Origin of the sequence: Burkholderia sp. AU17457 (assembly GCF_002223255.1) — a bacterium.
GTDB lineage: Bacteria > Pseudomonadota > Gammaproteobacteria > Burkholderiales > Burkholderiaceae > Burkholderia > Burkholderia sola.
On record NZ_NKFB01000003.1, the window covers coordinates 1,316,441 to 1,343,339 of the forward strand.

General features: G+C 69.7%; 25 protein-coding genes and 2 riboswitches. Of the genes, 14 read left to right on the forward strand and 11 right to left on the reverse strand.

Annotation, left to right across the window (positions count from 1 at the left end; translation table 11 throughout):
* Positions 1–181: 181 nt before the first annotated feature.
* From vapB to CFB49_RS08685, 3 genes are all read left to right on the forward strand, one after another.
* The gene (gene vapB / locus CFB49_RS08675) at positions 182–445 is read left to right on the forward strand and encodes a type II toxin-antitoxin system VapB family antitoxin (protein WP_069620697.1); all 264 of its coding nucleotides are present in this window, start codon (positions 182–184) and stop codon (positions 443–445) included.
* Positions 442–858 carry a type II toxin-antitoxin system VapC family toxin gene (locus tag CFB49_RS08680; RefSeq protein WP_069620698.1) on the forward strand — a complete coding sequence of 139 codons (417 nt, stop codon included), beginning with the start codon at positions 442–444 and terminating at the stop codon, positions 856–858. Before vapB ends, CFB49_RS08680 begins: the two co-directional genes overlap by 4 nt.
* Before the next feature lie 221 nt (positions 859–1,079).
* Positions 1,080–2,243 carry a M20 aminoacylase family protein gene (locus CFB49_RS08685; RefSeq protein WP_089491141.1) on the forward strand — a complete coding sequence of 388 codons (1,164 nt, stop codon included), beginning with the start codon at positions 1,080–1,082 and terminating at the stop codon, positions 2,241–2,243.
* 227 nt (positions 2,244–2,470) lie between these two features.
* Here the strand turns inward: CFB49_RS08685 and CFB49_RS08690 are convergent, their stop codons facing one another.
* From CFB49_RS08690 to cobA, 4 genes are read right to left on the reverse strand one after another with little or no spacing between them, the layout of a single operon-like run.
* Positions 2,471–3,775, reverse strand: coding sequence for a cobyrinate a,c-diamide synthase (locus tag CFB49_RS08690; RefSeq protein ID WP_089491142.1), 1,305 nt, complete (start codon positions 3,773–3,775; stop codon positions 2,471–2,473).
* 2 nt (positions 3,776–3,777) lie between these two features.
* Positions 3,778–4,380 (reverse strand): cob(I)yrinic acid a,c-diamide adenosyltransferase, encoded by a 603-nt coding sequence (gene cobO, locus CFB49_RS08695; RefSeq protein ID WP_069620701.1) that lies wholly within the window; start codon positions 4,378–4,380, stop codon positions 3,778–3,780.
* A gap of 34 nt (positions 4,381–4,414) precedes the next feature.
* Positions 4,415–4,792: a cobalamin biosynthesis protein gene (locus CFB49_RS08700; RefSeq protein ID WP_089435006.1), complete on the reverse strand. Its 378-nt coding sequence runs from the start codon at positions 4,790–4,792 to the stop codon at positions 4,415–4,417.
* On the reverse strand, positions 4,789–5,598 hold the full coding sequence (gene cobA / locus CFB49_RS08705) for a uroporphyrinogen-III C-methyltransferase (RefSeq protein ID WP_179234870.1): 810 nt from the start codon (positions 5,596–5,598) through the stop codon (positions 4,789–4,791). The genes CFB49_RS08700 and cobA overlap by 4 nt, the downstream gene beginning before the upstream one ends.
* Before the next feature lie 109 nt (positions 5,599–5,707).
* Positions 5,708–5,945: riboswitch (cobalamin riboswitch) on the reverse strand.
* 124 nt (positions 5,946–6,069) lie between these two features.
* A riboswitch (cobalamin riboswitch) is annotated at positions 6,070–6,333 on the forward strand.
* A 324-nt stretch (positions 6,334–6,657) separates the two neighbouring features.
* Here cobA and cobW point away from each other — a divergent pair.
* From cobW to CFB49_RS08740, 7 genes are all read left to right on the forward strand, one after another.
* On the forward strand, positions 6,658–7,746 hold the full coding sequence (gene cobW, locus CFB49_RS08710) for a cobalamin biosynthesis protein CobW (protein WP_089491143.1): 1,089 nt from the start codon (positions 6,658–6,660) through the stop codon (positions 7,744–7,746).
* A 6-nt stretch (positions 7,747–7,752) separates the two neighbouring features.
* Complete coding sequence (gene cobN / locus CFB49_RS08715; protein ID WP_089491144.1) at positions 7,753–11,562, forward strand: cobaltochelatase subunit CobN; 3,810 nt, start codon at positions 7,753–7,755, stop codon at positions 11,560–11,562.
* Positions 11,559–12,644 carry an ATP-binding protein gene (locus CFB49_RS08720; RefSeq protein WP_089491145.1) on the forward strand — a complete coding sequence of 362 codons (1,086 nt, stop codon included), beginning with the start codon at positions 11,559–11,561 and terminating at the stop codon, positions 12,642–12,644. The genes cobN and CFB49_RS08720 overlap by 4 nt, the downstream gene beginning before the upstream one ends.
* Before the next feature lie 68 nt (positions 12,645–12,712).
* Entirely contained in the window at positions 12,713–13,321 is a 609-nt protein-coding gene (locus tag CFB49_RS08725) for a vWA domain-containing protein (RefSeq protein WP_089491146.1), read from the forward strand.
* A gap of 61 nt (positions 13,322–13,382) precedes the next feature.
* Entirely contained in the window at positions 13,383–13,835 is a 453-nt protein-coding gene (locus CFB49_RS08730; protein ID WP_069620707.1) for a YaiI/YqxD family protein, read from the forward strand.
* An 85-nt stretch (positions 13,836–13,920) separates the two neighbouring features.
* Positions 13,921–14,493 carry a DUF1993 domain-containing protein gene (locus CFB49_RS08735; RefSeq protein WP_176730251.1) on the forward strand — a complete coding sequence of 191 codons (573 nt, stop codon included), beginning with the start codon at positions 13,921–13,923 and terminating at the stop codon, positions 14,491–14,493.
* A gap of 28 nt (positions 14,494–14,521) precedes the next feature.
* Entirely contained in the window at positions 14,522–14,848 is a 327-nt protein-coding gene (locus tag CFB49_RS08740) for a low molecular weight protein tyrosine phosphatase family protein (protein WP_089491148.1), read from the forward strand.
* Positions 14,849–14,887: 39 nt separating this feature from the next.
* Here the strand turns inward: CFB49_RS08740 and CFB49_RS08745 are convergent, their stop codons facing one another.
* Both CFB49_RS08745 and CFB49_RS08750 read right to left on the reverse strand, forming a co-directional pair.
* Positions 14,888–15,310 (reverse strand): NUDIX hydrolase, encoded by a 423-nt coding sequence (locus CFB49_RS08745; RefSeq protein WP_089491149.1) that lies wholly within the window; start codon positions 15,308–15,310, stop codon positions 14,888–14,890.
* 157 nt (positions 15,311–15,467) lie between these two features.
* Positions 15,468–15,728, reverse strand: a complete 261-nt coding sequence (locus CFB49_RS08750; protein WP_089435014.1) for a hypothetical protein — start codon at positions 15,726–15,728, stop codon at positions 15,468–15,470.
* Between the two features lie 276 nt (positions 15,729–16,004).
* Here CFB49_RS08750 and CFB49_RS08755 point away from each other — a divergent pair, with 276 nt between their 5' ends.
* The 4 genes from CFB49_RS08755 to CFB49_RS08770 all read left to right on the forward strand — a co-directional run bounded on the left by CFB49_RS08755 (position 16,005) and on the right by CFB49_RS08770 (position 20,606).
* Positions 16,005–17,168 (forward strand): CaiB/BaiF CoA transferase family protein, encoded by a 1,164-nt coding sequence (locus CFB49_RS08755; protein ID WP_089491150.1) that lies wholly within the window; start codon positions 16,005–16,007, stop codon positions 17,166–17,168.
* A gap of 128 nt (positions 17,169–17,296) precedes the next feature.
* Positions 17,297–18,598: a CitMHS family transporter gene (locus CFB49_RS08760; RefSeq protein WP_069620713.1), complete on the forward strand. Its 1,302-nt coding sequence runs from the start codon at positions 17,297–17,299 to the stop codon at positions 18,596–18,598.
* 37 nt (positions 18,599–18,635) lie between these two features.
* Positions 18,636–19,802: an acyl-CoA dehydrogenase family protein gene (locus CFB49_RS08765; RefSeq protein WP_069620714.1), complete on the forward strand. Its 1,167-nt coding sequence runs from the start codon at positions 18,636–18,638 to the stop codon at positions 19,800–19,802.
* 60 nt (positions 19,803–19,862) lie between these two features.
* Complete coding sequence (locus CFB49_RS08770; protein WP_089491151.1) at positions 19,863–20,606, forward strand: IclR family transcriptional regulator; 744 nt, start codon at positions 19,863–19,865, stop codon at positions 20,604–20,606.
* Between the two features lie 102 nt (positions 20,607–20,708).
* On the opposite strand, the gene CFB49_RS08775 is transcribed toward CFB49_RS08770, so the two are convergent.
* The 5 genes from CFB49_RS08775 to cobG form a co-directional block, all read right to left on the reverse strand.
* Positions 20,709–22,064, reverse strand: a complete 1,356-nt coding sequence (locus tag CFB49_RS08775; protein WP_089491152.1) for a chitinase — start codon at positions 22,062–22,064, stop codon at positions 20,709–20,711.
* Positions 22,065–22,408: 344 nt separating this feature from the next.
* The gene (gene cobJ, locus CFB49_RS08785) at positions 22,409–24,124 is read right to left on the reverse strand and encodes a precorrin-3B C(17)-methyltransferase (protein ID WP_089491153.1); all 1,716 of its coding nucleotides are present in this window, start codon (positions 24,122–24,124) and stop codon (positions 22,409–22,411) included.
* Entirely contained in the window at positions 24,121–24,855 is a 735-nt protein-coding gene (locus tag CFB49_RS08790) for a precorrin-2 C(20)-methyltransferase (protein ID WP_069620718.1), read from the reverse strand. The genes cobJ and CFB49_RS08790 overlap by 4 nt, the downstream gene beginning before the upstream one ends.
* A complete protein-coding gene (locus CFB49_RS08795) occupies positions 24,852–25,478 on the reverse strand; it encodes a precorrin-8X methylmutase (RefSeq protein WP_089491154.1) in 627 nt (208 codons plus the stop codon). Before CFB49_RS08795 ends, CFB49_RS08790 begins: the two co-directional genes overlap by 4 nt.
* On the reverse strand, positions 25,471–26,832 hold the full coding sequence (gene cobG / locus CFB49_RS08800) for a precorrin-3B synthase (protein ID WP_306426984.1): 1,362 nt from the start codon (positions 26,830–26,832) through the stop codon (positions 25,471–25,473). The genes CFB49_RS08795 and cobG overlap by 8 nt, the downstream gene beginning before the upstream one ends.
* Between the last annotated feature and the right edge of the window lie 67 nt (positions 26,833–26,899).

Genomic DNA, 26,899 nt, shown 5'->3' on the forward strand with positions numbered 1-26,899 from the left:
CATATGGACCGTGCGGCCTGCGTCATGAAGAATGGATCGCTCCTCTCATCGACGACAGGCCGGCAGCATGAATCAGACATCCTCGACAACGTGGGACGCAACGGCGAATTCGCCTCCCGCCAAATTGACATATGCCAGCATATGTCTAGAATGGGCGCATCGTACTCCCGTGGAGTGGCTCATGCGCACCGTTTCCATTTTCAAGAACGCCCGTAACCAGGCAATCCGCATCCCGAAGGACATGGAGTTCGAGGGTGTCACCGAACTCGAGATCCGCCGCGAGGGCGACACGCTGCTGTTGCGACCGGTACGTCCCACGTGGCTGTCGTTTGCGAACGAACCGCTGGCCGATGCCGATTTCCTGGCCGAACGCCCGGCCGTCATCGAGTCCGGTCGCTTCGACCTGTCCGGCGATGCCGATGCACCGGCGGGGTCCAACCGGTGACTACGCTCTACATGCTCGATACGAACATCTGTTCGTTCATCATGCGCGAGCGGCCGCCCGTGGTGCTGTCGCGGTTGCAGTCGTGCGTCAACGCACAGCACCGGATCGTCGTGTCGGCCATTACCTACGCCGAGATGCGCTTTGGCGCGGTGGGCAGGAAAGCGTCGCCGAAGCATGCGGAGCTCGTCGCGGCCTTTGTTTCGCGACTCGACGGCGTGCTGTCGTGGGATTCGGCGGCGGTCGATGCCACCGCCGCGATTCGCGCGGATCTTGCCGTGCGCGGCACGCCGATCGGCGCGAACGATGCGTCGATCGCCGGACATGCGATCGCGGCCGGCGCGGTGCTCGTGACGAACAATGGGCGTGAATTCGATCGTGTCGCGGGGTTGTCGCTGGAAGACTGGCTAGTCTGAGCACCACGTTCGCTTTCCTCGCGCGCGAAAAATCGACGTGGAAGGTTTGCCTGTCCACGGCGTTCGCGGCAATCGTCCAGATGGCCGGCCCTCCTTGTCGCGAGTCACGTCACATATGGCAACTTCTGGTTGCTCCCGCCACGACTATCCATCTGCCCGGTTGCTGACGAATCAACTATCGTTGCCTGCATATTTTCCACCGCACTTCAGGAGACGACACCGTGACGCACAGCGTGATCCCCGCAGGCCTCGCCGACGAAATGATCGAGATCCGGCACCGCATCCATGCCCATCCCGAACTCGGTTTCGAGGAATTCGCGACCAGCGACCTCGTCGCCGAGCAGTTGCAGTCGTGGGGCTACACCGTGCATCGCGGGCTCGGCGGCACCGGCGTCGTCGCGCAGCTGACAGTGGGCGAGGGCAAGCAGCGCCTCGGCCTGCGCGCCGACATGGACGCGCTGCCGATCCACGAAGCGACGGGCCTGCCGTACCAGAGCACGATCCCCGGCAAGATGCACGCGTGCGGCCACGACGGCCACACGGCGATGCTGCTCGCGGCCGCGAAGCATCTCGCGCGCGCGCGCCGCTTCTCAGGCACGCTGAACCTGATTTTCCAGCCGGCCGAGGAAGGGCTCGGCGGCGCGAAGAAAATGCTCGACGAAGGGCTGTTCGACCAATTTCCGTGTGACGCGATCTTCGCGATGCACAACATGCCGGGCTTCCCGACCGGCAAGTTCGGTTTCCTGCCCGGGCCGTTCATGGCGTCGTCGGATACCGTCGTCATCGACGTGCAGGGCCGCGGCGGCCACGGTGCGGTGCCGCACCGGGCGATCGATCCCGTCGTCGTGTGCGCGCAGATCGTGCTGGCGTTGCAGACGATCGTATCGCGCAACGTGTCGCCGCTCGACATGGCGATCATCACGGTCGGCGCGATCCACGCGGGCGATGCGCCGAACGTGATTCCCGATCGCGCGCAGATGCGTCTGTCGGTGCGTGCGCTGAAGCCCGACGTACGCGACCTGCTCGAAACGCGCATCAACGAGGTCGTGCATGCGCAGGCGGCCGTGTTCGGCGCGACGGCGACGATCGATTACCAGCGCCGCTATCCGGTGCTCGTGAACGATGCGGAGATGACGGCGTTCGCGCGCGGCGTCGCACGCGAATGGGCGGGTGAAGCCAATCTGATCGACGGGATGGTGCCGCTTACCGGTAGCGAGGATTTCGCGTTCCTGCTCGAGAAGCGGCCGGGGTGCTACCTGATCGTCGGCAACGGCGACGGAGAAGGTGGCTGCATGGTGCACAACCCCGGCTATGACTTCAACGATGCCGTGCTGCCGACCGGTGCGTCGTACTGGGTGAAGTTGGCCGAGGCGTTTCTGGTGTGATGGAGGATGCGAGACATGCGGCACTGGGCCGACTATCTACCCCGCCGGCGCTCACGTTGTGTTTTACCGCGAAACGGATGAAACCATCGACGTCATCCGTGTCCTGTATCAGCGGATGACATCGAACGAAATCTGTAGCCGCGCACGTCGAATGCTGTAGTTGCTACACGGCAGCACCCAATTCCGACAGGCTTTGTGCCACCTCATGCAGGCATGAGATCGACCGTTCAGAACACTTCCCCACCGAACAGCGCCACGACCGCATCCGGATTCGACGGCCAGTACATGTGCATGTACGTCGCGACGATCGCGCCCGCGCGATAAACGGCTTCGCCGCTGCCGGCCTCGCCATCGGGCCGGGCGGCGGACGCGACCGGCGCCAGCGGCGTATCCAGCCGCGAATAATGAAACGTATGGCCACGTATCGGCCCGGTGCGCGTATCGAGCTCCTGCATGCCGAGTGCCGCGAACCGGCGCTGCATCGTCGCATGCCCCGGCAGCAGGCCGAGCATCGGCGCCGTCGAGCCATCCACGTCGGTCAGCGACTCGCACAGATACACCATCCCCCCGCATTCCGCGACGATCGGCCGGCCGGCTGCCGCATGCGCGCGAATCGTCCGAGCCGTCACGGCATTTCCGGCAAGCGTCGCCGCATGCAGTTCCGGATAGCCGCCCGGCAAAAACAGCGCGTCGCAATCGTCGGGCACGGGTTCGTCGGCGAGCGGCGAGAAGAACCGCAGCTCGGCACCGAGCGTATCCAGCAACGCGAGATTGGCCGGATAGATGAACGAAAACGCCGCATCGCGCGCCACCGCGATCCGCTTGCCGGCCAGCGCGTGCGGCAGCGGCGCGGCAACGTCCGGTTCGGCGAACGAGACGGCAGGCGGCAACTTGGCGAGGGCGGTTTGCGCGAGCACGTCGGCCGCGCGATCGAGCCGCGCATCGAGATCGTCGATATCGGCCGGCTGGTGCAGCCCGAGATGCCGCTCCGGCAGCGCGATGCCCGCATCGGCCGGCACGTGCCCGAGCCAGTGCAGGTCGTCGGGCAATGCCTGTTGCAGCAACTCCGCGTGCCGTGCCGACCCGACGCGGTTCGCCAGCACGCCGTGAAACGGCACTTCGGGCCGGAACCGCGCGAGCCCGAAGGCGATCGCCGCGAACGTCTGCGCCATCGCCTTCGCCGAAATCACCGCGACGACCGGCACGCCGAACGCGACCGCGAGATCGGCGCTGCTCGGCGTGCCATCGAACAGTCCCATCACGCCTTCTATCAGGATCAGATCGGCGTCGCGTGCGGCGTCGGCGAGCAGCGCGCGGCAACCGGCCTCGCCGACCATCCCGAGGTCGAGCGCATGCACGGGTGCGCCGCTCGCGCGTTCGAGCAGCATCGGATCGAGAAAATCGGGCCCGGTCTTGAACACGCGCACGCGGCGGCCGAGCCGGCGGTGCAGCCGCGCGAGGCCGGCCGTCACCGACGTCTTGCCCTGTCCGGACGCGGGCGCGCTGACGAACAGCGCGGGGCAGGCCGGCATGCTCAGAACTCCACGCCGCGCTGCGCCTTCACGCCTTGCTCCTTGTACGGATGCTTGACGAGCCGCATTTCGGTGACGAGATCGGCCGCATCGATCAGCGCATCGGGCGCGTGCCGCCCGGTGACGACGACGTGCACCGACTCCGGTCGGGCCGTGAGCGTCGCGAGTACTTCGTCGAGCGGCAGGTATTCGTACTTCAGCACGGTGTTCAGCTCGTCGAGGATCACCATCCGGTAGTCGCCGCTTTCGATCATCCGGCGCGCTTCGTCCCAGCCCTTGCGCGCAGTCGCGATATCGGCGTCGCGGTTCTGCGTGTTCCACGTATAGCCGTCGCCCATCGTCACGAAATCGCACTCCGCGACCGCGCCGAGGAAGTCGCGCTCGGATGTATGCAGCGCGCCCTTGATGAACTGCACGACGCCGAGCCGCATCCCGTGGCCGAGCACGCGTACGGCCATCCCGAACGCGGCCGTGCTCTTGCCCTTGCCGTTGCCGGTGTGGACGATCAGCAGGCCTTTCTCATGCGTGGCGGCGGCCTGCTTTTTCTCGTGGCCGGCGCGGCGGCGTTCGGCCATCCGCTGATGGGATTCGGAATCGGTCTTCATCGGAAATCGTCCTCTCGAAAGCGAAACAATGAGTTCAGAGCGGGCCGGCGAGCGCGACCGTCACGCCGCCCAGAATGGATTTGGGGCCGAGCAGCCGGCCGTGCGGCGCGGCGAGCTGCGCGCACGGCTCGGCCACGCCCGCGATGCCGAAGCGGGCCAGCGCGGCGTCCGACGGGCCGCTCGCGGCCAGTTCCGGATGGCTCGCGAGTTGCGCCGCGTCGAACGCGACGAGCGGCCAGCCACGGCGCGCGCACAGCGTGCGCAGCGCACGGGCGCGCGCCTTGTCGGCGAGCGTCGCGACGAGCGCCGGTTCGGCGGCCGGATAGCGCGCGAGCGCGGCGCGGATCGCGGCATCGAGTTGCGCGGCCGTGACGCCCGAGCGAAAACCGACACCGAGCGCGATGCGCATCATGCGCGGCCGCCGAGCGCCGCACGCACCGCCGGATCGTCGGCGAGCGCCGCGACGCGGCCGATCACGACGATCGCCGGCGAACCGATACCGGTTTCCGAGATGCGATCGACGAGCGTATCGAGCGTCGCGAGCACGTGGCGCTGTTCGGGGCGCGTCGCGTTCTCGATCGCCGCGCACGGCGTGTCGCCGGGCAGGCCGCCGTCGCGCAGCGCCGCGGCAATCGCGTCGAGCCGGCGGACGCCCATGTAGATCACGATCGTCATGCGGGTGGCCGCGAGTGCGCGCCAGTCGGGCTCATCGGCCCCCGCGCCGTGGCCCGTGACGAAGATCACGCCTTGCGCGTCGCCGCGGTGCGTGACCGGGATGCCGAGCGCGGCCGGCGCGGCGATGCCCGCGGTAATGCCGTTGACGACTTCCGCCGGAAAACCTGCCGCACCGAGTGCGATCAGCTCCTCGCCGCCGCGGCCGAACACGAACGGATCGCCGCCCTTGAGCCGGGCGACGCTGCGGCCCGCGCGCAGGTGCGCAAGCATCGTGGCGACGATCGCCTCCTGCGGCGTCGACGCATGGCCGCCACGCTTGCCGACGTGCTCGATCAGCGCATCGGCGCGCGCGTGACGCAGCACGTCGGGGTTCACGAGATCGTCGACGAGCAGCACGTCGGCCGCGCCGATCGCGCGCACGGCCCTGAGCGTCAGCAGGTCGGCGTCGCCGGGGCCGGCGCCGATCAGCCACGCGCGGCTCATCGCGCGCGGCACGGCGCACACCGTGTCGAAACGGTGGAACAGGGAAGGCGGGCGGCACATCGGCGGCCGGCGGGCAGGCAGTGCATGTCGGATCGGGCGAAACCCGCGCGAACGCGGTGGAATGCGCACCCCATCCGTTCCCCGCGGATCGGGCGTTCGGCGAGCATCGCGCTCGCCCCTTGCGTCGGCCGGTATCCGGGCTGGCCGCTTGCCAGGCCGCAGCCTTCCCGCCCGGTCGAAGGGCAGTGGCATCGCGGGCGGCCTGGGCGCACGCGCGGGAAAGCGCGTTGCGCGGGCGGCGTACCGTTGCGGGGACAGCACAGGCCGGGCGGATGTCCGCCTCCTGTTTCCCGTTTAACTGCAGGCGCGGAACGCGCATGCGAGCACCGAACGCGGCGCATACGATAGCACAGCGACCGACCCGCGCGAACCCGCTGCGGGGGGCAGGATGCGGCCTCCCGCGTGGGCGCGCGGCCGCGGCGAACGCCCGGCGGCGGCCCGTTTTGCCTTGACGCTCCCGGCCCCGCCGCCTACACTCGCACGCGTTTTGGTGCTCGCGCGCGCCGCTCCGGCACGCGCAGTTAAACGGGAAACAGGGAGCCTGCCTGCACCGCAGTCGAGCCAACCTGTGCTGCCCCCGCAACGGTAAGCGAACGCGTCGCGCGCAAGCGCCACGCAGTGCCGCTTCGCCGCATGCCATGCGCATGCGGACGACCGCCACTGGATGCGACGCATCCGGGAAGGCGAAGCGGCGTGTTCGTCAGCCCGGATACCGGCCTAAACGTTGGGGTTCAGCGCCGCGGGGAGGCGGCGCATCGTCCACGGCCGCAGCCGGCCCGACGCCCGGTGTTCGACGCTTGCTCCGTCCATCTGCCGCCGCACGTGCGCGGCGGGCGCGGCGAACGGGAGGCGGCACGGGCGAGGCCGGCGGCAGCCGTGTTGGCATTCACGATGTCGACCGTTCGCAAGGAAGCACCATGCCCGATTCGTTGTTCCGCCTGTCGCGCGGCTGTCCGCGCGGATCACGCGGCGATCTTCCTGCGCGTCGCCCGATGAATTGCCACGCCGCCACCGACGCGACGATCCCGTCCTGATTCCCTCTTCGACACCGGACCTACCATGACCCTACGCAAGCTGCCCGTCACGATCGTCACGGGCTTTCTCGGCAGCGGCAAGACGACGCTGATGCGCCACATCCTGCAGCACGCCGCAGGCCGCCGCATCGCGGTGATCGTCAACGAATTCGGCGAGCTCGGCATCGACGGCGAAATCCTCAAGGGCTGCGGCATCGGCTGCGACGATGCCGACGGCGCGCAGGGCGAAGCATCGGGCCAGCTGTACGAACTCGCGAACGGCTGCCTGTGCTGCACCGTGCAGGAAGAGTTCTATCCGGTGATGGAGGCGCTCGTCGAGCGCCGCGCGGATATCGACCACGTGCTGATCGAGACGTCGGGCCTCGCGCTGCCCAAGCCGCTCGTGCAGGCGTTCAACTGGCCGACGATCCGCAACAGCTTCACGGTCGACGCGGTCGTGACCGTCGTCGACGGGCCGGCCGCCGCGAGCGGCCAGTTCGCGGAAAACCCGCAGGCCGTCGACGCGCAGCGTCGCGCCGATCCGAACCTCGACCACGAATCGCCGCTGCACGAACTGTTCGCCGATCAACTGTCGTCCGCCGATCTCGTGATCGTGAACAAGGCCGACCTCGTCGACGACGTCGAGTTCGCGCAGATCGAAACCGCGATCCGCGAAGAAATCCCGCCGCAGGTGAAGATCGTGCGCGCGACGCGCGGCGAGCTCGATCTCGCGATGCTGCTCGGCCTCGAATCGGCATCGGAGGAAACGATCCACCTGCGCCACGATCATCACGGCTCGGCCGACGACGGCGATCACGATCACCATCACGACGACTTCGACTCGGTGGTCGTGTCCGGCGACGCCGGCACGCGGGAAGCGACGATCGCCGCGTTGCAGCGCGTCGTCGAAACGCACACGATCTACCGCGCGAAAGGCTTCGCCGCGCTGCCCGGCGCGCCGATGCGGCTCGTGATCCAGGGCGTCGGACGCCGTTTCGACAGCTATTTCGACCGCCGCTGGCAGGACGGCGAAACGCGCGCGAGCCGCTTCGTGCTGATCGGCGAGGATCTCGACGCGGCCGTGCTGCAACGTGCGTTCGACGCCGCGTGCGCGGCCGAGCCGCAACAGGCGTAACGCACGATGCATCTGTTGCGCACCACGCCGGGCGGCTTCGTCGACGATACGCAGGGCGTCGTCCGGATCGACCAGCAGCCGGCCGACATCGTGATCCTGAGTTCGGCCGACACGACGCTGTCGCTGCTCGCGAGCGTCGTGCCGCACTTGCCCGAAGGATTCCCGAGCGTGCGGCTCGCGAACGTCACGTTCCTGCGGCAGCCGGCGTCGGTCGATTTCTACGTCGACGACGTGCTGCGCCACGCGAAGACGGTCGTGATCGATCATCTCGGCGGCGAAGCGTACTGGCCGTACGGGATCGAGCAGGCCGTGTCGCTCGCATCGAAGCGCGGGCAGCAGCTCGCGATGTTCTCGGGCGACCTGCAGGAAGACCCGAATCTCGTCGCGAAGAGCACGGTCGAGGCCGAGCTGTGCCGGCTGTGGTGGCGCTACCTGCGCGAAGGCGGTGTGCACAACGCCGACGCGCTGCTGCGCAGCATCGCGTTTCACACGCTCGGATTCGGTGAAGCGCCCGAACCGCCGCGCCCGCTGCCGGCCGCCGCGCTGTATCACCCGGCGCGCGACCGTGCGAGCGTCGACGACTGGCGGCCGCGCTGGACGCCCGGCGCGCCGGTCGTCGCGATCCTGTTCTATCGCGCGCACTGGCAGGCTGCGAACACGGCCGTGTTCGACGCGCTGGCCGATGCATTGACAGACGAAGGGCTGAATCCGCTGCCGATCGCGGTGACGTCGCTGAAGGACGCGGTGAGCCGCGAGGTCATCACGCAACTGTGCGATGCGCATGACGTCGCGCTCGTGCTGAATACCACCGCGTTCGCGGCCGGCGCGATCGACAGCCCCGAGCCCGACGTGCTGGCCGGCGACGCGCCGGTGCTGCAGGTGATCCTGTCCGGCGGCAATCGCGACGCATGGGTGGCCGACAACCAGGGGCTGCACGCCCGCGACATCGCGATGCATGTCGCGCTGCCCGAAGTCGACGGGCGCATCGTCACGCGCGCGGTGAGCTTCAAGGGGCTCGCGTATCGTTGCGCGCACACCGAAGTCGACGTCGTGCGCTACCAGCCGGATGCGGAGCGGATCGCGTTCGTCGCGGCGCTCGCGCGCGGCTGGTGCCGGCTGCGCACGCTGGATAACGCCGACAAACGCATCGCGCTGATTCTCGCGAACTATCCGCAAAGCGAAGGGCGGATCGGCAACGGCGTCGGGCTCGACACGCCCGCATCCGCGCTGCGCGTGCTCGCGGCGCTGCGCGATGCGGGCTATACGGTAGCCGACCTGCCACCCGACGGCGACGCACTGATCGCGCAACTCACCGAAGGCGTGACCAACGATCCCGCCATGCGCACGCTGCGGCCCGCGTTTCAGAGTTACGCGCTGGCCGATTACGTCGCGCGTTTCGCGCGGCTGCCGGCGGCCGTGCGCGACGCGCTGAACGAACGCTGGGGGCCGCCCGAAGCGGACCCGACGCTGCGGCAACAGCGCTTCACGATCGCCGGCTGGCGCGCGGGCAACGTGTTCGTCGGCATCCAGCCGTCGCGCTCGCGCGACGAGAACGACTACGCGAGCTACCACGATGCCGACCTCGTGCCGCCGCACGCGTATCTCGCGTTCTATTTCTGGCTGCGCGATGCGTATCGCGTCGACGCGGTCATCCATCTTGGCAAGCACGGCAACCTCGAATGGCTGCCGGGCAAGAGCGTCGCGCTGTCCGACGCGTGCTGGCCCGACCTGACGCTCGGGCCGCTGCCGCACCTGTATCCGTTCATCGTCAACGATCCGGGCGAGGGCAGCCAGGCGAAGCGGCGCGCGCAGGCGGTGATCGTCGATCACCTGATGCCGCCGCTCACGCGCGCGGAAAACTACGGTCCGCTGCAGGATCTCGAACGGCAGGTCGACGAATACTACGAGGCGCTGATGGTCGATGCGCGGCGCGCGAAGCTGCTGCGCAGGACGATCCTCGCGACGATCGCCGAGCATCGCCTACACGACGAGCTGAGCGTGTCGCCGCCGCGCGATGCGGGCGACGAGGATGCGCTGCTCACGCGCGTCGATGCGTGGCTGTGCGAGTTGAAGGAAGCGCAGATTCGCGACGGGCTGCACGTGTTCGGCGCGTCGCCGGTCGAGCGCCAGCGGCGCGACACGCTGCTCGCGCTCGCACGCTTCCCGATTGGAGACGGCAAGGGCGAACGGGCCGGCCTGATCGGCGCGCTCGCGCGCGATCTCGCGCTTGGCGACGATTTCGACCCGCTTTCGGCCGACTGGGCCGCACCGTGGACCGGGCCGCGGCCGGCCGTGCTGCAAACGCTCGACGCGTCGCCGTGGCGTCATGCCGGCGATACGCGCGAGCGGCTCGAACGGCTGGCGCAGCATTGGCTCGACGTCGTGTGCGGAGCCGCTTCGGAGGATCCCGACCTCGACATTCCGCCGGCCGGCGAATGGCCGCATACGCTCGCGGTGCTCGAACGCGTGCGTTCGACGCTGTTGCCCGCGCTCGATGCGTGCGGCGGCGAGGAAATGCGCCAGTTGCTGCGCGGGCTCGACGGCCGCTTCGTGCCGCCGGGGCCGAGCGGTTCACCGTCGCGCGGCCGTCCCGACGTGCTGCCCACGGGCCGCAATTTCTACTCGGTCGATACGCGCGCGGTGCCGACGCAGGCCGCGTGGTCGCTCGGATTGAAATCCGCGCAGCAACTGATCGAACGCCATCTGCAGGATCACGGCGACTATCCGCGCGCGATCGGGCTGTCGGTCTGGGGGACGGCCACGATGCGCACCGGCGGCGACGACATCGCGCAGGCGTTCGCGCTGATCGGCGTGCGGCCGAAATGGGCGCACGGCAGCCATCGCGTGACCGACTTCGAGATTTTGCCGATCGAGATCTTCGACCGGCCGCGCATCGACGTGACGCTGCGCGTGTCGGGTTTCTTCCGCGATGCGTTCCCGAACCTGATGCACCTGTTCGACGCGGCCGTGCAGGCGGTTGCCGCGCTCGACGAGCCCGAGGAACTGAACCCGATCCGCGCGCGCATCGAGCGCGAACGTGCGAAATGGATCGCGCAGGGCGTGGCGCCCGACGAAGCACGGCGCCGCGCCGGCTGGCGCGTGTTCGGTGCGCGGCCGGGCAGCTACGGCGCGGGCCTGCAGGACCTGATCGACCAGCGCCGCTGGCAGACCGACGCCGATCTCGCGGATGCCTACCGTCAATGGGGCGGCCATGCATACGCGCAGAACAGCGCGGGCGACGCGGCGCCCGACGTGTTCGGCGCGCGGCTCGCGACGATCGACGTCGTCGTGCAGAACCAGGACAGCCGCGAGCACGACATCCTCGATTCGAACGATTACTACCAGTTCCAGGGTGGAATGACGGCGGCGGTGCGGCACCTGTCCGGGCAGCAGCCGAGCGTCTATCACGGCGACCATGCGAACCCGGTCGCGCCGAAGATGCGCACGCTGCGCGAGGAAATCGCGCGCGTGATCCGCTCGCGCGTCGTCAACCCGAAATGGCTCGACGGCGTGAAGCGTCACGGCTACAAGGGTGCGGCCGAACTCGCCGCGACCGTCGATTACCTGTACGGCTATGACGCGACCGCACGCGTGCTGTCCGATCACCAGTACGCGCTCGTCGCCGACGCGTACCTGTTCGACGACGCCACCCGCGCGTTCGTCGAACGGCACAACCCGAAGGCGCTGCACGGCATCTGCGAGCGCTTCGTCGAAGCGATGCAGCGCGGGCTGTGGCAGCAGCCGGGCCCCTATCGCGAGCGGATCGAGGCGATCTGGCTCGCCAGCGAACAACGCCAGGAAGGAGGACGGCGATGACCGATCCGACGACGCACCGCGCCCGCGCGGTTTTTCCGTTTGCGGCGCTCGTCGCGCAGGACGCGTTGCAGCAGGCGCTGCTGCTTGCCGCGATCGACCCGTCGCTCGGCGGCGTGCTCGTCAGCGGGCCGCGCGGCACCGCGAAATCGACGGCCGCGCGCGGCCTCGCGGAGCTGTTGCCGCAAGGGCAGTTCGTCACGCTGCCGCTGTCGGCGAGCGACGAGCAGGTGACGGGCACGCTCGATCTCGCGCACGCGCTCGCCGAAAACGGCGTGCGCTTCCGGCCCGGCCTGCTGGCTCGCGCGCATCTCGGCGTGCTGTATGTCGACGAAGTGAACCTGCTCGCCGACGGACTCGTCGATACGCTGCTCGACGTCGCCGCGAGCGGCGTGAATATCGTCGAGCGCGATGGCGTGTCGCACGCGCACGACGCGCGCTTCGTGCTGGTCGGCACGATGAATCCCGAGGAGGGCGAGTTGCGCCCGCAACTGCTCGACCGCTTCGGGCTGATGGTCGAGCTGGAGAACTGCTTCGACGCCGCCCAGCGCGAGCGGATCGTGAAGGCGCGCCTTGCGTTCGATCTCGATCCGGACGCGTTTCGCGCGCGTCACGCGGCGGCCCAGCGCGAACTTTCGGACCGGATTCATGCGGCGCGTGCACGGCTGCCGGCGTTGGATTTCGACGATGCGGTCCATGCGCGCGTCAGCATGCTGTGCATCGACGCGGCCGTCGACGGATTGCGCGCCGATCTCGTGATGCTGCGCGCCGCGCGTGCGCTGGCCGCGCTGGAGCAGGCCGACGCGGTGACGGTGTCGCATGTGGCGCGCGTGGCCGACGCCGTGCTGCGGCATCGGCGCCATGCGGGGCCGCCGCCGTCGCAGCAATCGTCGCGGCAAGGTGATGAGCGCGACGATCGTTTGCGGTCGGATAACCCGCGGCAGCCTGACAAACAACAGCGCGACACCGACGACACGGAGGCCGACGCGTCCGCATCGCAGGGCGACTGGGGCTACCTGCCGCCCGAGCCGGTCGGGTTGCGCGACGTGAAAAGCGTGGTGCCGCTGCCGCTAAAAAAACGCTGAGCCATCGAGCCGGCGCCGCCGCGAACGCGATTCGCGGTCCTCGATGGCAGTCAGGCGCCGCCGGGCGCGTGCCGGGCACGGTGCGCGTCGGCACGGCCGTCGCGTGGCCGGCGACGCTTGCCGCGAAACGCGGCGGCCCGCTGCATCGCGAGCATCTGCGCTACGGGAAGCGCGCGGGCACGCCGCACGCGCTGCATTGCTTCGTGCTCGACTGTTCGGCGTCGATGTTGTCGCACGAGCGGCTCGCGCTCGCGAAGGGGCTGATCGTCGCGTATTTCGACCAGGCTGCGCGCGCACGTGTCGAAACCGCACTGGTCTGCTTCGGCGGCAACGGCGCCGCGCGGCGCTTCGGCCCGGCCGTGCCGCGCTGGTGGAACGCGCGCTGGCTCGAACCGGTCGACGGCGGCGGCGGCACGCCGCTCGCGGACGGCATCGCGACCGCCGCGCAGCTGCTCGCCCGCGACGCGCGGCGCGAGCCCGGCAAAACGCGCTGGCTGTGGGTGCTGTCCGACGGGCGCACGCGCGATATGCCGGCCAAACCCGCGGCGGCCGATCACGTCGTGTTCGTCGACTTCGACGATGCGGCCGTGCGAATCGGGCAGGGTGCGCGGCTCGCCGCGGCCTGGGGCGCGCAGTGGGTGACGGCTGACGCGCTTCGCACGGATCTCGCCGGCTGATGGCCGGCCCGCGGTGCGCTATGATCGCCGCTTCTGCTTCCGCCCACTGGAAACTCCCGCCATGCAAGTACTGGTCGATGCCGACGCGTGTCCGGCCGTCATCAAGGACATGCTGTTTCGCGCCGCGCGTCGTGCCGAAATCCGCGTGACGCTGGTCGCGAACCAGTTTCTGCGTACGCCGCCGTCGCCGTTCATCAAGGCCGTGCAGGTGCCGGCCGGCTTCGACGTGGCCGACGCGCGCATCGTCGAGCTGGCGGAACCCGGCGACCTCGTGATCACCGCCGACATCCCGCTGGCCGCCGCCGTGCTCGACAAGGGCGCGCATGCGCTCGACCCGCGCGGCAACTGGTTCAGCCGCGAGAACATCGAGGAACGCCTGTCGACGCGCGCGATGATGGACCAGTTGCGCAGCGCGGGCATCGACACGGGCGGGCCGGCGCCGTTCAGCGCGCGCGACGGCAAGACGTTCGCGTCGCAGCTCGACCGGTTCCTGGCGCGGCACGGCAAGCCGTGACGTCACGCATCTGCGCCCGGTCAGGATGCCGGTTCGCGCCGACGCTGCTATCGTGTGGCCCGAACCCCAGCACAGGAGCGCACGCGTGTCACCGACCCAACTTCTCGTTCCGACCTACACCCAGATGCTGCGCGCCCAGTCCGCGTGGCTCGACAAGGCCGTCGCCCACCGGCAGGCCGCCGGCGACGAACCCGACGCGGCGATGACGCTGAGGCTCGCGCCCGACATGTATCCGCTCGCCGCGCAGGTGCGCTTCTCGTGTTTCCAGGCGATGGAGCCGGTGCACCGGCTGCGCGGCGAACCGCTGCCGGCGGCATTGCTCGCACTGCGCGAGGCGGGCTGGAACGCCGATGCGCAACCCGGCTCGCCGGCCGATGCGCAGGCGATCATCGCCGGCACGCTCGCCTTTCTCGGTGAACTCGCACCGGATGCGCTCGATGGCGGCGCTGCGCTGCCGATCTCGCTCGAGATGCCGAACGGGATCGCGTTCGACATGACGGGTGAACAGTACGCGCGCGACTGGGCGCTGCCGCAGTTCTACTTTCACGCGATCGCCGCGTACGCGATCCTGCGCCATCACGGCGTCGAACTCGGCAAGGCCGATTACGTGCCGCACATGCTCGCGTACGTGCGGCCGGGCACGATTCCGCAGGGTTAAGCCGGCCCCCGGGCGGCCGCGAAGCGACATGACACGTGCTCTGTTCATCTGGAGCCGCAACCGGCTGCGCAGCCCGACGGCCGAAGCGGTGTTCGCCGCGTGGCCGGGCATCGAAACCGACTCCGCGGGCCTCGCGCCCGACGCGGACGTGCGGCTGTCCGCCGAGCAGCTCGACTGGGCGGACATCGTGTTCGTGATGGAGCGCGCGCGCAAAGCGCGACTGTCGGCGCAATTCGGTGCGCGTCTGAAGCACCGGAAGATCGTCTGCCTCGACATCCCCGACCGCTACGCGTTCATGCAACCCGAACTCGTCGCGCTGCTCGAACGCAAGGCCGGCCCGTTCCTGCGCGGGTAGTCGCCGCAATCCGTGCCCGAGCCTGCGCCGGTACCGACTTCAGCGAAGCGGCTCGCTGACGAACGCAGAAAAACAGTCGAGCCGCAGCAGCTCGATGATCTTGCGTGTCGGCACGCTCGCCCGTAGCGTGTCGAGCCGGTCGACCGCGAACCACTTGCAGTGGGCGATCTCGTTGCTCGCGCGCGGCGTGAGGTGTGCCGGTACGTCGGCCACGAACACGTGATGCAGCTTCGTCAGCCCACCGAACTGCACCGCGTAGTCGAGCGCGAGCCCCTCGAGCTGCGTTTCCTCGACAAGTTCCCGCCGCGCGGCTTCGAGCGGCGTCTCTCCGCGCCGGATCGTGCCGCCCGGCAGCGACCAGCGCGCCGCGGTGCGCGCGACCAGCAGCACGCTGCTGCGCTGGCGGCACACGATCGTGGCGCGTTCCTTGATGACGGCGAGGGTATCCGGCCCGGTGCGCATGTTCTGGCAAGACAGGTGCTGAATCGTGGAGAGAAGTGCACGCCGGCGGCCGTTGTCCGACAGCAGGCGGCGACGGCATGCAAGCCGCCGCGCCGATGTTACCGGCCGTTCGTGACAGTTCCGTGCACCGCGATCACACGACGGAACGGCCGACAGCTCATGCGTGCGTGTAGATCCCGCTGCGCGTCGGCTTCGCGCGGCGCGAATGGCGGCGCTTGTGAACGGCACGCCGGTGATGGGGCGACGGCGCGGTCACGTGCCGACGGGCGGGCGCGGGCCGGGCCGCCGGCGCGGCGGCATGCGGCGCAGTGCCCGGCATCCCGGTTTGTCCTTCGCCGAAATGGAAAGTCTGGTTCTGCGCATGCGCGACGCCCAGCGTCGACGCCAGCACGAAGGCCGCCAGCCACAATCGTTTCATGAATGTTTCGCCTCGTATCGTTCGGGATGAACGTGGCCCGTCAGCTTAGCGAACGGCGGGGCGCCACCGCAACCGGCCCGCGTTCGATGTCGTCCCCCTTGCGCGCGGCGACGTGAGCCGCGCCGGGGCCGGGTGCATCCGGGCTTGACAACGAAATTCCTGAGTGTGAATATAAATTCACATACAAGAATTATTCGCCGAATCCGGACAAGCCGCGCGCAAGCGCCGGACCACCGGAACCGGCAGTCCGATCGACCGGAACCAGGAGCGAGACGCATGGCGGAACACGAGCAGCAGGGCGCGCTGGCGGGATTGCGCATCATCGATCTGTCGCGGGTGCTGGGCGGCCCGTACGCGACCCAGATCCTCGCCGACCACGGCGCGGAGGTGATCAAGGTCGAACCGCCGTCCGGCGACGAGACGCGCACGTGGGGCCCGCCGTTCGACGGCGATACCGCGTCGTACTTCCTCGGCGTGAATCGCAACAAGCTCGGCATCGCGCTCGACCTGACGCAGCCGGCCGATCGCGAGCGGCTGCTCGGCCTGCTCGAACACGCGGACGCGCTGGTCGAGAACTTCAGGATCGGCACGATGGAGCGCTGGGGGCTCGGGTTCGACGCGCTGCATGCGCGGTTTCCGCGCCTCGTTTATTGCCGCGTGTCGGGTTTCGGCGCGGATGGCCCGCTCGGCGGGTTGCCAGGCTACGACGCGGCCGTGCAGGCGCTCGCGGGGCTGATGAGCGTCAACGGCGAAGCCGGCGGTGCGCCGCTGCGCGTCGGCGTGCCGATCGTCGATCTCGTCACGGGGCTGAACGCGGCGCTCGGCGTGCTGATGGCGCTGCGCGAGCGCGATGCGAGCGGGCGCGGCCAGTTCGTCGAATCGACGCTGTTCGACTGCGCGCTGTCGATCCTCCATCCGCATACGCCGAACTTCTTTCATTCGGGCAACGCGCCCGTGCGCACCGGCAACGCGCATCCGAACATCACGCCGTACGACAGCTTTCCGACGGCGGGCGTCGACATCTTCCTGGCGGTCGGCAACAACGGGCAGTTCGCCGCGCTGTGCGACGTGCTCGGCACGCGCGACTGGCTCGACGATCCGCGTTTCGCCGACAACCGCACGCGCAGCCAGAACCGCGCCGCGCTGCGCGCGCTGCTCGAAACGGCGCTGGCCGCGCACGACGGCGCGACGCTCGCCGAGCACCTGATGCGCCGCGGCGTGCCGTGCGCGCCCGTGCTCGGGCTCGACGCGGCGCTCGACCATCCGCATGTCGCGCACCGGCGGATGAAGGTCGAGCTGGGCCGGCATCGCGGCATCGCGTCGCCGATCAAGCTCGGCCGCACGCCGGCCACGTACCGGCGGCCGCCGCCCGCGCTGAACGAACATGCGGCGCAGGTGTTCGCGGACGACAACGGCAACGACGACCACCGCCGCACCTGACCGGCATCGCCGGCCGTGCCGCCCGGCGGCGCATGGCCGCACGCGCCGGCACACCCCCGTTCGGACATCACGCCGGGCCGCGCATCGACACGCACCGACATGCGCACCGGCTGAAGAGGAGACGCATCATGCTCGCATGGATCGGCGCGGTCGCCATCGTCGCGCTGTTCGGCCTGATCATCACGAAGCGGTTGTCGCCGCTCGTCGCGCTGATCGTCGTGCCGGTGGCCGCGTCGCTCGCGGCCGGTTTCGGATTGCAGACCGGCAAGTTCGTCGTGCACGGCGTACAGAACATCGGCCCGATCGCCGGGATGTTCGTTTTTGCGATTCTATTTTTCGGTATCCTCACCGATGCCGGCATGCTCGACCCGATCATCGCGGGCGTGCTGCGCGTGATCGGTTGCCATCCGCCGCGCATCGTGATGGGCTCGGCGCTGCTCGCGCTGCTGATCCATCTCGACGGCTCGGGCGCGGTCACGTTTCTCGTCACGCTGCCGGCGATGATGCCGCTCTATACACGGCTCGGGATGGATCGCCGCATCCTCGCATGCGTCGCGTCGATGGCGGCCGGCGTCAACTTCCTGCCGTGGGTCGGGCCGATGCTGCGCGCGTCGGCGGCGCTGCACATTCCCGGTTCGGCGATCTTCACGCCGATGATTCCGGTGCAGATCGTCGGGCTCGCGTTCGTGTTCGGCACCGCCTGGGTGCTCGGCGTGCGCGAGGCGAAACGGCTCGGGCTCGACCGCGCCGGCGCGGCCGCGCTCGCGATCGCGCCGCGCGAGCTGACCGACGCCGAACGCGCGTTGCGCCGGCCGGGACGCTTCGCGATCAACGTCGCGCTGACGCTCGTCGTGCTCGCCACGCTGGTGTCGGGCATCGTCGACCCGATGGTGATGTTCATGCTCGGCACGGTCGCCGCGCTGGTGATCAACTATCCGGACGTGCACGCGCAGCGCGAGCGGATCGACGCGCATGCGAAGGCCGCGCTGATGATGGCGAGCGTGCTGCTCGCCGCCGGCGCGTTCACCGGCATCATGTCCGGCACCGGGATGCTGAAGGCGATGGCCGAGGTCGTCGTCGCGCACGTGCCGGTCGAGCATGCGCGCCATATGCCGTTCGTGCTCGGGCTGCTGTCGATGCCGCTGAGTCTGCTGTTCGATCCCGATTCTTTCTACTTCGGCGTGCTGCCGGTGCTCGCGGAGAGCGGCAAGCTGCTCGGCGTGCCGCCGATCCAGATGGCGCAGGCCGCGCTGCTCGGCCAGATGACGACGGGCTTTCCGGTGAGCCCGCTCACGCCCGCGACGTTCCTGATCGTCGGCCTGACCGGCGTCGAGCTCGCCGAGCACCAGAAATTCACGATTCCGTTCCTGTTCGCCGCCACCGTGCTGATGGTCTTCGCCGCGGTCGCGACGGGCCTGTTTCCACTGTGAGCGGCGCGGCCGTTCACGCTTTCCGGGAGAGCAGTCCATGCAGTTCGACCTGACCGACGACCAGCGCGCGATCGAAAGCGCGATCGAGAAAATCTGCGAGCGCTTCGGCGACGACTACTGGCTCGAACGCGATCGCGCGGGCGGGTTTCCGGCCGATTTCCACGCGGCGCTCGCCGACGCCGGGTGGCTCGGCATCGCGATGGACCCGGCCTACGGCGGCGCCGGACTCGGGATGACCGAGGCGGCGCTGATGATGCGCACGATCAGCGCGTCGGGCGCCGGCCTGTCGGGCGCGTCGGCCGTCCACATGAACATCTTCGGGCTGAACCCGGTGCAGGTGTTCGGCAACGACGCGCAGAAGGCGCGCTTCCTGCCGCCGCTGATCGCCGGACGCGACAAGGCGTGCTTCGCGGTGACCGAGCCCGACGCCGGCCTCGACACCACGCACCTGAGCACGCAGGCGCGCCGCGACGGCGATTACTACGTGCTGAGCGGACGCAAGATCTGGATCTCGACCGCGCAGGTCGCGAACAAGATGCTGATCATCGCGCGCACGACGCCGCTCGATCAGGTCGCGAAACCGACCGACGGGCTGAGCCTGTTCTATACCGACCTCGACCGGGCGCGCGTCGAGGTGCGCGAAATCGACAAGATGGGCCGCAAGGCGGTCGATTCGAACATGTTGTTCATCGACAACCTGCGCGTGTCGCGCGACGACCTGATCGGCAACGAAGGCGACGGTTTCCGCTATCTGCTGCACGGGCTGAACCCCGAACGGATCCTGATCGCCGCGGAGGCGATCGGGCTTGGGCAGGCCGCGTTGCGCCGCGCGACGCAGTATGCGTGCGAGCGCGTGGTGTTCGGCCGGCCGATCGGGCAGAACCAGTCGATCCAGCATCCGCTCGCGCAGGCGTGGATGCAGCTCGAGGCCGCGTGGCTGATGGTGATGAAGGCCGCGACGCGCTACGACGCCGGCCAGTCGTGCGGCGCGGAGGCGAACGCGGCCAAATACCTCGGCGCGGAAGCCGCGTTCCAGGCGTGCCAGACGGCGATCGCGACGCACGGCGGGATGGGGTATGCGAAGGAATACCACGTCGAGCGCTATCTGCGCGAGTGTATGATTCCGAGGCTCGCGCCCGTGAGTCCGCAACTGATCCTGTGCTACATCGCGGAGAAAGTGCTCGGGCTGCCGAAGTCGTACTGACCGTAGCGACCCGGCGGCCCGCCCGGCGCGCGGTTTCCCGTTCCGAATCAAGCGCTCGCCATGGACGTCAAACTCGTTGCCCGCACGCTCGACCTGTTCGAGCTGTTCGCCGCCGAACGGCGGCCGCTGCCGCTCACCGAACTTGCGCGCCTGCTCAACGTGCCGGCGTCGAGCTGCCTCGCGATGGCGCGCACGCTCGTGAGCCGCGGCTATCTGTACGAAGTGCGCAGGCGCGGCGGCTACTATCCGACGCGGCGCCTGCAGACGGTCGCCGCCGCGATCGACGCGACCGATCCGGTCGTCGACATCGTGCATCCGCATCTCGTCGCGCTACGCGACGCGAGCCGCGAAACGGCCGTCCTCGGCAAGATCCAGGGCGCGTCGGTCACGTATCTCGACGTCGTCGAATCCGAGCAGGCGATCCGCTATACGCGCCAGCCGGGCGAGCTGCGGCCGCTGCATGCGAACTCGATCGGCAAGGCGATCTTCGCGGAACTCGCGAGCGACGCGCAGCAGGCGCTCGGCGTGCAACTGCCGTTCGAACGCTTTACCGATGCGACGGTGGCCGACCTTCCGGCGCTCGTCGCGCAGACCGCGCGGTTTCGCGAACTCGGCTGGGCGGAGAACTTCGGCGAGAGCGCACCCGAACTGTCGGCGATCGCGGTCGCGCTGACGCTCGACGGCGACTGGTACGGGCTGTCGGTCGTCGGGCCGACCGAGCGGATCCGCCAGCATCGCGACACGCATGCGGCGCTGCTCGTCGACGCGAAAGCGCGGCTGCAGGCCGAGCACGCGCGCGGGTAGGGCAGCGGCGCGCGTCGGCGCCGGCGGCGGGCCGTCGGCGGCGTTCAGTCCTGCCACGCCGGCAACGGCCCGCCGCACGTCACGCGCGAGCGTGTCGCCCCGTCACGACTTCACCCACACGCCGCCCGCGCTCGGGTTGTCGCCTTGCGTCCACCATTTCGCGCAATACTTCGCGCCCTGATACGTCACGCACGTGCCGCCCTGATAGGCGGTCGTCGCCGACCACGCGGGCGTGCCGCCGCCGACCGGCTTCCACACGGCCGCCTGGCCGGGCACGTCGCCCTGCGTCCACCACTGCGCCTGATACGTGGTGCCCTGGTAGGTGACCGTCGCGCCGGCCGTATAGACCTGGCCGGCCGCCCACGGTGCGCCCGGCTGCGGCGTGCCGCCGTCCGAGCCGCCGCCGTAGTTCGGGTCCTGCGTGACGCCCGCGCCCCACTTGCCGTCGAGCTTCTTGAAGATCGTCGCGAACGCGTACGGCTGCTGCGCGACGCCCGAGCAGGTGGGCGACGCATACGTGCCGCCCGACGGGCACGCCTGATCGCGGCCGACCGACCAGTTGCCGAAGAAGCCGTAGCCGTTCGCGACGGCCGCGTTCAGCACGGTCTGCGCATTCGCGAGCGTGAAGGTTTCGCCCTGCACGTCGTTGACGCCGATCATCGGCGTGACGCCGACCATCTGCCACAGCTGCGCGTTGGTCTTCGGCTGGCCGGCCGACTTGAACGCCGTGTCGAGCTGCGAATAGAGCGCCTGCGCGGCGCTGATCGCGGCGGCGCCCATGTCGATGTTCGCGGGGCCGTAATCCATCGCCATCACGTTGACCGCGTCGAACGCGGTCTTGTTCGCAATGGCTGCGTTGACGACGTTCACGCCGTCCTGCGTGAGCCCGGTCGGCATCGTCGGCAGCGTCAGCGTCACGTGCAGCGGCTTGCCCTTCGCCGCGTAGTCGGCCTGCAGTTGCGCGACTGCCTGGAAGTTGCGCGCGATCGCCGCCGTGTCCTGCTGCGACGCGCCCTCGATGTCGAAGTCGATATGCGTGAGGCCGTACGTGTCGATCACCGTCTGGTACGCGGTCTTCAGCGCCGGAACCGTCGAGCAGGCCTGCATCAGCGGCGTGCCGTTCGCCCCGCCGAACGACACGGCGACCTCGCCGCCTTTCGCACGGTAGCTCGCGATCGACGTGGACAGCGCGGTCAGCAGCCCGCCGCTCGCGCCGTTGCCGATCGGCTGGACGCCGCCCCATGACGGCACGCAGCCGTTGCCCGCGACCACGAACGCGAGCGTGAACTGCTGGATGCCCTGGCGCACGCCGATCTGATCGACCAACGGTGTCGGATAAAGCGTCACGTCGACATAGGGCGCATAGACGCCGGCCCCTTGCGACACGCTCGCCATCGCGAGCAGACAACCCGCGGCAAACGCACGCGGAATGAAACGCGGCAACACATTGTTGTTCATTCTGTGTTCTCCAAGTGGAAGAGGGATACGCTGGCCTGCGTATCGTCGCCGGCAGGCAACGCACGTGTCCCGCCGGCGGCGTGCCTATCTTGGAGGATTCGCATCGAATAGGAAACTTAGTTGTTCTTCTTTTTGTTATTCGATTCCCGATACGTAACGAACTTGCCGATTCGGTCGAAGATCGAAACGCGCGGAGGGCACTTTTTCCGATCGATCGCGCGACGCCGCGCGGATGGACCGGTTCCAGCGAACCGGCATGCCGATCAACGGCTCGCTCGCGCGCATGCGCATTCGTGCGAACGCCGCCGGATGCGACATGCGCAACCCGGCGGGTGCCACTGCGCTCAGCGATACCAGCGCGGCGTATAGACCCATTCGCGCGCGTTGCCGATCGCGAAGCGACGCGTCGTCGACGAACCGATGATTACCATCGTGCGCATGTCGACCTGGTCGCCGCGCAGCGCGCCGAGGGTCGTCGTCGAAAGCGTCGCGCCGGGCCGGCCGATGTCGCGGCCGAGCACGACCACCGTATCGGTCGCCCGATGCGCGCGCACGATATCGAGCGCACGGTCGAGCTGCCACGGCCGCGCGCGCGAAATCGGGTTGTAGAACGCCATCACGAGATCGGCTTGCGCGGCATGCCGCAGGCGCGTCTCGATCACGTCCCACGGCTTCAGGTTGTCCGACAGCGAGATCGCGCAGAAATCGTGGCCGAGCGGTGCGCCGGCTTGTGCCGCCGTCGCGAGCGACGCCGAGATGCCGGGCTCCACGCGCAGGTCGACCGCGGCCCACCGCGGGTCGCGCGCGTCGTCGAGCGCCTCCAGTACGGCTGCGGCCATCGCGAAGACGCCGGGGTCGCCCGACGACACGACCGCGACGCGACGGCCCTCGGTCGCCAGTTCAAACGCATGGCGCGCGCGCTGCATTTCTTCGCGGTTGTCGGTGCCGTGCACGCGCTGGTCCGCCCGAAACGGGCCGGCCATGTTCACGTAGGTCGTATAGCCGAGGATGTCGGTCGCGTCCGCGAGCGCCGCGCGCGCGGCCGGCGTGAGCCAGGCGGCGCCGCCCGGGCCAAGGCCGAGCACCGTCAGGCGGCCGCGTGCGCGCCCGAGCGTGGCTGGATCGACCGGATGCGATGCGATCGCGCACGCGAGGCCGTGCGATTCTTCACGCAGCGTGTGGGTGACGCGTAATGCGCGCCCGACCAGCGTGGTGGCGTCGGCGGGCGCGTGGCGATCACTGTCGCTATCGACGAAACGCAGCGGCACGTCGAGCGTGCTCGCCGCTTCTTCCAGCACGGGTTCGCCGATCGCCGATGCGGGCGCGACAAGGGCCGCGAGCGCCAGGCGCGCGAGCCCCTGTGCGTCGAGCATGGCTTCGATGCGCGCGGCCAGCGCTTCGTCCGCATGCACGGCATCCGCGGCAACGCCGACCACCACGCTGCGCGGATGAATCACGAGCTCATCGTGCGCGCCGCGCCACGCATCGGGCGTCACGCGAATCGCGTGTGCGGCCGCGTCATCACGCGGCAGCGCGACGTCGTCGAGCCACGGCGCGGCGCCGTCGATGCGCGTCGACGCGCCCGCGAGCAGGTCGGACACGAAGCGCTTGCCCTGCGCGAGATCGGCGAGCGCATAGCCTTCCGGCGGATTGAGCACGCACGCGCCGAAGCGCAGTTCGCCGCTCGTCGTGATCGCGGGCGCGACGCCGACGCATGCGGCGATTTCGCGCGCGATCGCGTTGACGCCCGTCAGCCCGCCGAGCAGCGGCACGACGGCCGAGCCGTCCTCCGCGACCGCGAGCACCGGCGGCTCGATGCCCTTGTCGGCAAGCGCGGGCGCGAGGCAGCGGATCACGATGCCGGCCGCGCACAGCGCGACGATCGGCGAGCCGCGCGCATAGAGTTCGCGCAGGTGCGCGCCGAGTTCGTCGAACGGCACGTCGGCATCGACGCGCGATGCGAGACCGTGCACGAGGGCGCCTGGATAACGCGCCTGAATACGTCGCGCGGTATCGAGCGCGCCCGCGCCGAGTATCACGATCGCGGGCGGCGTCGTCATCCTTGCCATTTTTCCCCCGGCACGACGAGCAACGAGAAATACGGCGACGCCATCGGATCGACTTCGTCGAGCGGCACGATGCGCTGGTTCGCCATCGTCGCGCGCTCGACGTACAGCGCGCGCTTCGCGAGCCCGAGTTCGTCGAGCACGCGCCGCACCTTGTCGAAATTGCGGCCGAGCTTCATCACGACGGCCGCGTCGGCCCGCGCGAGGCGTTCGCGCAGTTCGTGCTCGGGCAGCACGCCCGACAGCACCGACAGGCTCTGGTTGCGATAGACGAGCGGCTGGCCGAGCACGGCCGTGCCGCCGAGCATCGCGCATACGCCGGGAATCACCTCGGCGTCGTAACGCGGCGCGAGCCGGTCGTGCAGGTACATGTACGAGCCGTAGAAGAACGGGTCGCCTTCGCAGATCACCGCGACGTCGCGGCCTGCATCGAGGTGCGCGGCGACGATCTCGGCCGCGGTGTCGTAGAAATCGGCGATCACCGTCTCGTAGCACAGCGGCGGGGGCAGCGCCTCGGTCGTCACCGGGTAGACCAGCGGCAGTTGCGTCTGAGCGTCGAGCAGGTGCGCCTCGACGATGCCGTACGCGTTGCCTTTCTTGCCCTTCGCGACGAAATACGCGACCACGGGCGCCGCCTGCAGCACGCGTAGCGCCTTGATCGTCATCAGTTCGGGATCGCCGGGGCCGACCCCGACGCCGAACAGCCGTCCGCGCGCGCTCGTCATTCGACCTCCGTCGCAAGCGCATTCACCGCGGCGGCGGCCATCGCGCTGCCGCCGCGCCGGCCGAGCAGCGTGACGTACGGCACGCCGCGGCTGTCGGCGTCGAGCGCCGCCTTCGATTCGGCCGCGCCGATGAAGCCGACCGGGAAACCGACGATCAGCGCGGGGCGCGGCGCGCCGGCGTCGATCATGTCGAGCAGGTGGAACAGCGCGGTCGGCGCGTTGCCGATCACGACGACGCTGCCCGCGAGATGCGGACGCCACAGTTCGAGCGCGGCGGCCGAACGCGTGTTGCCGAGGCGTTGCGCGAGGTCCGGCACCTCTGGCTCGCCGAGCGTGCAGATCACGCGGTTGGCCGCGGGCAGCCGCGCGCGCGTGATGCCTTCGGCGACCATCCTCGCGTCGCACAGGATCGGCGCGCCGGCCGCGAGCGCGGTACGGCCGGCCGTGCCGGCGCCGGCGGAGAAGCGCAGGTCGTACACGACGTCGACCATCCCGCTTGCGTGGATCACGCGTACCGCGAGTTTCTCGAGATCGGGCGGCACCTGCGACAGGTCGGCCTCGGCGCGGATCGTCGCGAACGACTGGCGGTAGATTTCCTGCCCGTCGCGAATGTAGTCAAGCATCGGTGGTGTCCTGGCTGTGCCGCGCGTCCATGAGTCGGACCGCGGCCTGGTCAATCGTCAGACGGCGCGCGAGCGGGGCGCCGAGGCCCGCGGCCGCGTCGCGCCGATAAAGGTCGTAGTGTGCGGGCGCCACCGCGACGAGCGTATGCGCGGCAGCGTGCGGCAGCGCGCAGTGGCGTTCGCAACCGGTCAGATGCACGTCGAGCGGATGGCCGGCGCGCGCGGCGAGCACGCGCGCGTCGTGCTTCGTGTCGGCGCGCGCTTTCGCGCAGCCCGCGCTGCCGGTGCAGGCGACGAGCGTCGCCAGCGGGTCGGACGCTGCGCACACGAGCCCGAGCGACGCGAGGGCTTCGCGCGCCGCAGCCGCGCGTTCGTTCGGCACGCCGTGCATGAACACGCCTTGCCACGGCGTCATCGACAGCGTGCCGTCGCCGTCGGCTTCGGCCAGCGCGGCGAGCCGCTCCAGTTGCGCCGCGTCGAGCCGCCCGAGCGCGAATTGCGCGCCGACGCTGCAGCGCGCCGCGTCGCGCGACGGGTATGCGCCGAAACGCAACGCGGCGTCCGCGCGCGTGCGCCGCCAGCCGGCAAGCGTCGGATCGGCCGCGAGCGGGAACGGCAGATCCTGTTGCGCGCGCTCGAGCAGCGCGCGTTCGCCGCACGTCGCCAGCAACGCGCGCATCCGCGTGACGTCGGCCGGCGCGAGATCGAGGAACGCAAGCAGCAGCGCGCGAACCAGTGCGACGCCCTGATCGACCGACACGTCGACCGACGCGGGCCGGTCGCCGTGCGCAACCGGCGGACAGCCGGCCAGCCCCGCCGCGAGACGTACCGCGCCGTCGCCACGGCGCCACGCGGCGAGCCAGATGTCGTGCGGATGATCGAGCGCCGCGACCGCTTCGCCGCCATCGAACTGGATCGAGAACTTCGGCGACAGTTCGCCGCGGCGCGGCTCGCTCGCCAGCATGTCGAGCAGCGGCACGGCGAGCGCGTGGCTATCGACGAGCGCGGCCGGGTCGTGCCCGGCGAGCGGGCTCAGCATCACGTTGCGGATGTCGTCGCTGGCCGCGAGCGCGGCCGCATCGACGGCGGTGTTGTCGGCGCCGGTGCGCGGGCCGAGCCCCGCGTCGAGCAGCGCATGCGCGAGCGCATCGGCCGCGCCGTCGCGAACGCCGCGCAACTGGAGATTCGCGCGATTGGTCGCATCGATCTCGCCGGAGCCGTACAGGCGCGCGGCGGCGGCGATCGCACGCGCCTGGCGCGCGTCGAGCCGGCCGCCCGGCAGCTTGATCCGGCACAGCCCGCCGTCGGCGGCCGCGACCACGCGCACGAGCCCCGGGCAAGCCGACGGGCGCACGACGGGCGACGCAGGAATCGAATCGGGGGCGGAACTCAACGGGATACCGGAACAGTGTGGCGCCGCG

Bases quoted from the DNA above. Each gene is read 5' to 3' on its own strand.
- CFB49_RS08755 (WP_089491150.1), top strand. From the start codon at position 16,005: ATGGCGGAACACGAGCAGCAGGGCGCGCTGGCGGGATTGCGCATCATC.
- cobO (WP_069620701.1), bottom strand. From the start codon at position 4,380: ATGAAGACCGATTCCGAATCCCATCAGCGGATGGCCGAACGCCGCCGC.
- cobW (WP_089491143.1), top strand. From the start codon at position 6,658: ATGACCCTACGCAAGCTGCCCGTCACGATCGTCACGGGCTTTCTCGGC.
- CFB49_RS08700 (WP_089435006.1), bottom strand. From the start codon at position 4,792: ATGATGCGCATCGCGCTCGGTGTCGGTTTTCGCTCGGGCGTCACGGCC.
- cobA (WP_179234870.1), bottom strand. From the start codon at position 5,598: ATGTGCCGCCCGCCTTCCCTGTTCCACCGTTTCGACACGGTGTGCGCC.
- CFB49_RS08740 (WP_089491148.1), top strand. From the start codon at position 14,522: ATGACACGTGCTCTGTTCATCTGGAGCCGCAACCGGCTGCGCAGCCCG.
- CFB49_RS08750 (WP_089435014.1), bottom strand. From the start codon at position 15,728: ATGAAACGATTGTGGCTGGCGGCCTTCGTGCTGGCGTCGACGCTGGGC.
- CFB49_RS08745 (WP_089491149.1), bottom strand. From the start codon at position 15,310: ATGCGCACCGGGCCGGATACCCTCGCCGTCATCAAGGAACGCGCCACG.
- CFB49_RS08765 (WP_069620714.1), top strand. From the start codon at position 18,636: ATGCAGTTCGACCTGACCGACGACCAGCGCGCGATCGAAAGCGCGATC.
- CFB49_RS08795 (WP_089491154.1), bottom strand. From the start codon at position 25,478: ATGCTTGACTACATTCGCGACGGGCAGGAAATCTACCGCCAGTCGTTC.
- CFB49_RS08690 (WP_089491142.1), bottom strand. From the start codon at position 3,775: ATGCCGGCCTGCCCCGCGCTGTTCGTCAGCGCGCCCGCGTCCGGACAG.
- cobJ (WP_089491153.1), bottom strand. From the start codon at position 24,124: ATGACGACGCCGCCCGCGATCGTGATACTCGGCGCGGGCGCGCTCGAT.
- CFB49_RS08770 (WP_089491151.1), top strand. From the start codon at position 19,863: ATGGACGTCAAACTCGTTGCCCGCACGCTCGACCTGTTCGAGCTGTTC.
- CFB49_RS08775 (WP_089491152.1), bottom strand. From the start codon at position 22,064: ATGAACAACAATGTGTTGCCGCGTTTCATTCCGCGTGCGTTTGCCGCG.
- cobN (WP_089491144.1), top strand. From the start codon at position 7,753: ATGCATCTGTTGCGCACCACGCCGGGCGGCTTCGTCGACGATACGCAG.
- CFB49_RS08790 (WP_069620718.1), bottom strand. From the start codon at position 24,855: ATGACGAGCGCGCGCGGACGGCTGTTCGGCGTCGGGGTCGGCCCCGGC.
- vapB (WP_069620697.1), top strand. From the start codon at position 182: ATGCGCACCGTTTCCATTTTCAAGAACGCCCGTAACCAGGCAATCCGC.
- CFB49_RS08720 (WP_089491145.1), top strand. From the start codon at position 11,559: ATGACCGATCCGACGACGCACCGCGCCCGCGCGGTTTTTCCGTTTGCG.
- CFB49_RS08760 (WP_069620713.1), top strand. From the start codon at position 17,297: ATGCTCGCATGGATCGGCGCGGTCGCCATCGTCGCGCTGTTCGGCCTG.
- CFB49_RS08730 (WP_069620707.1), top strand. From the start codon at position 13,383: ATGCAAGTACTGGTCGATGCCGACGCGTGTCCGGCCGTCATCAAGGAC.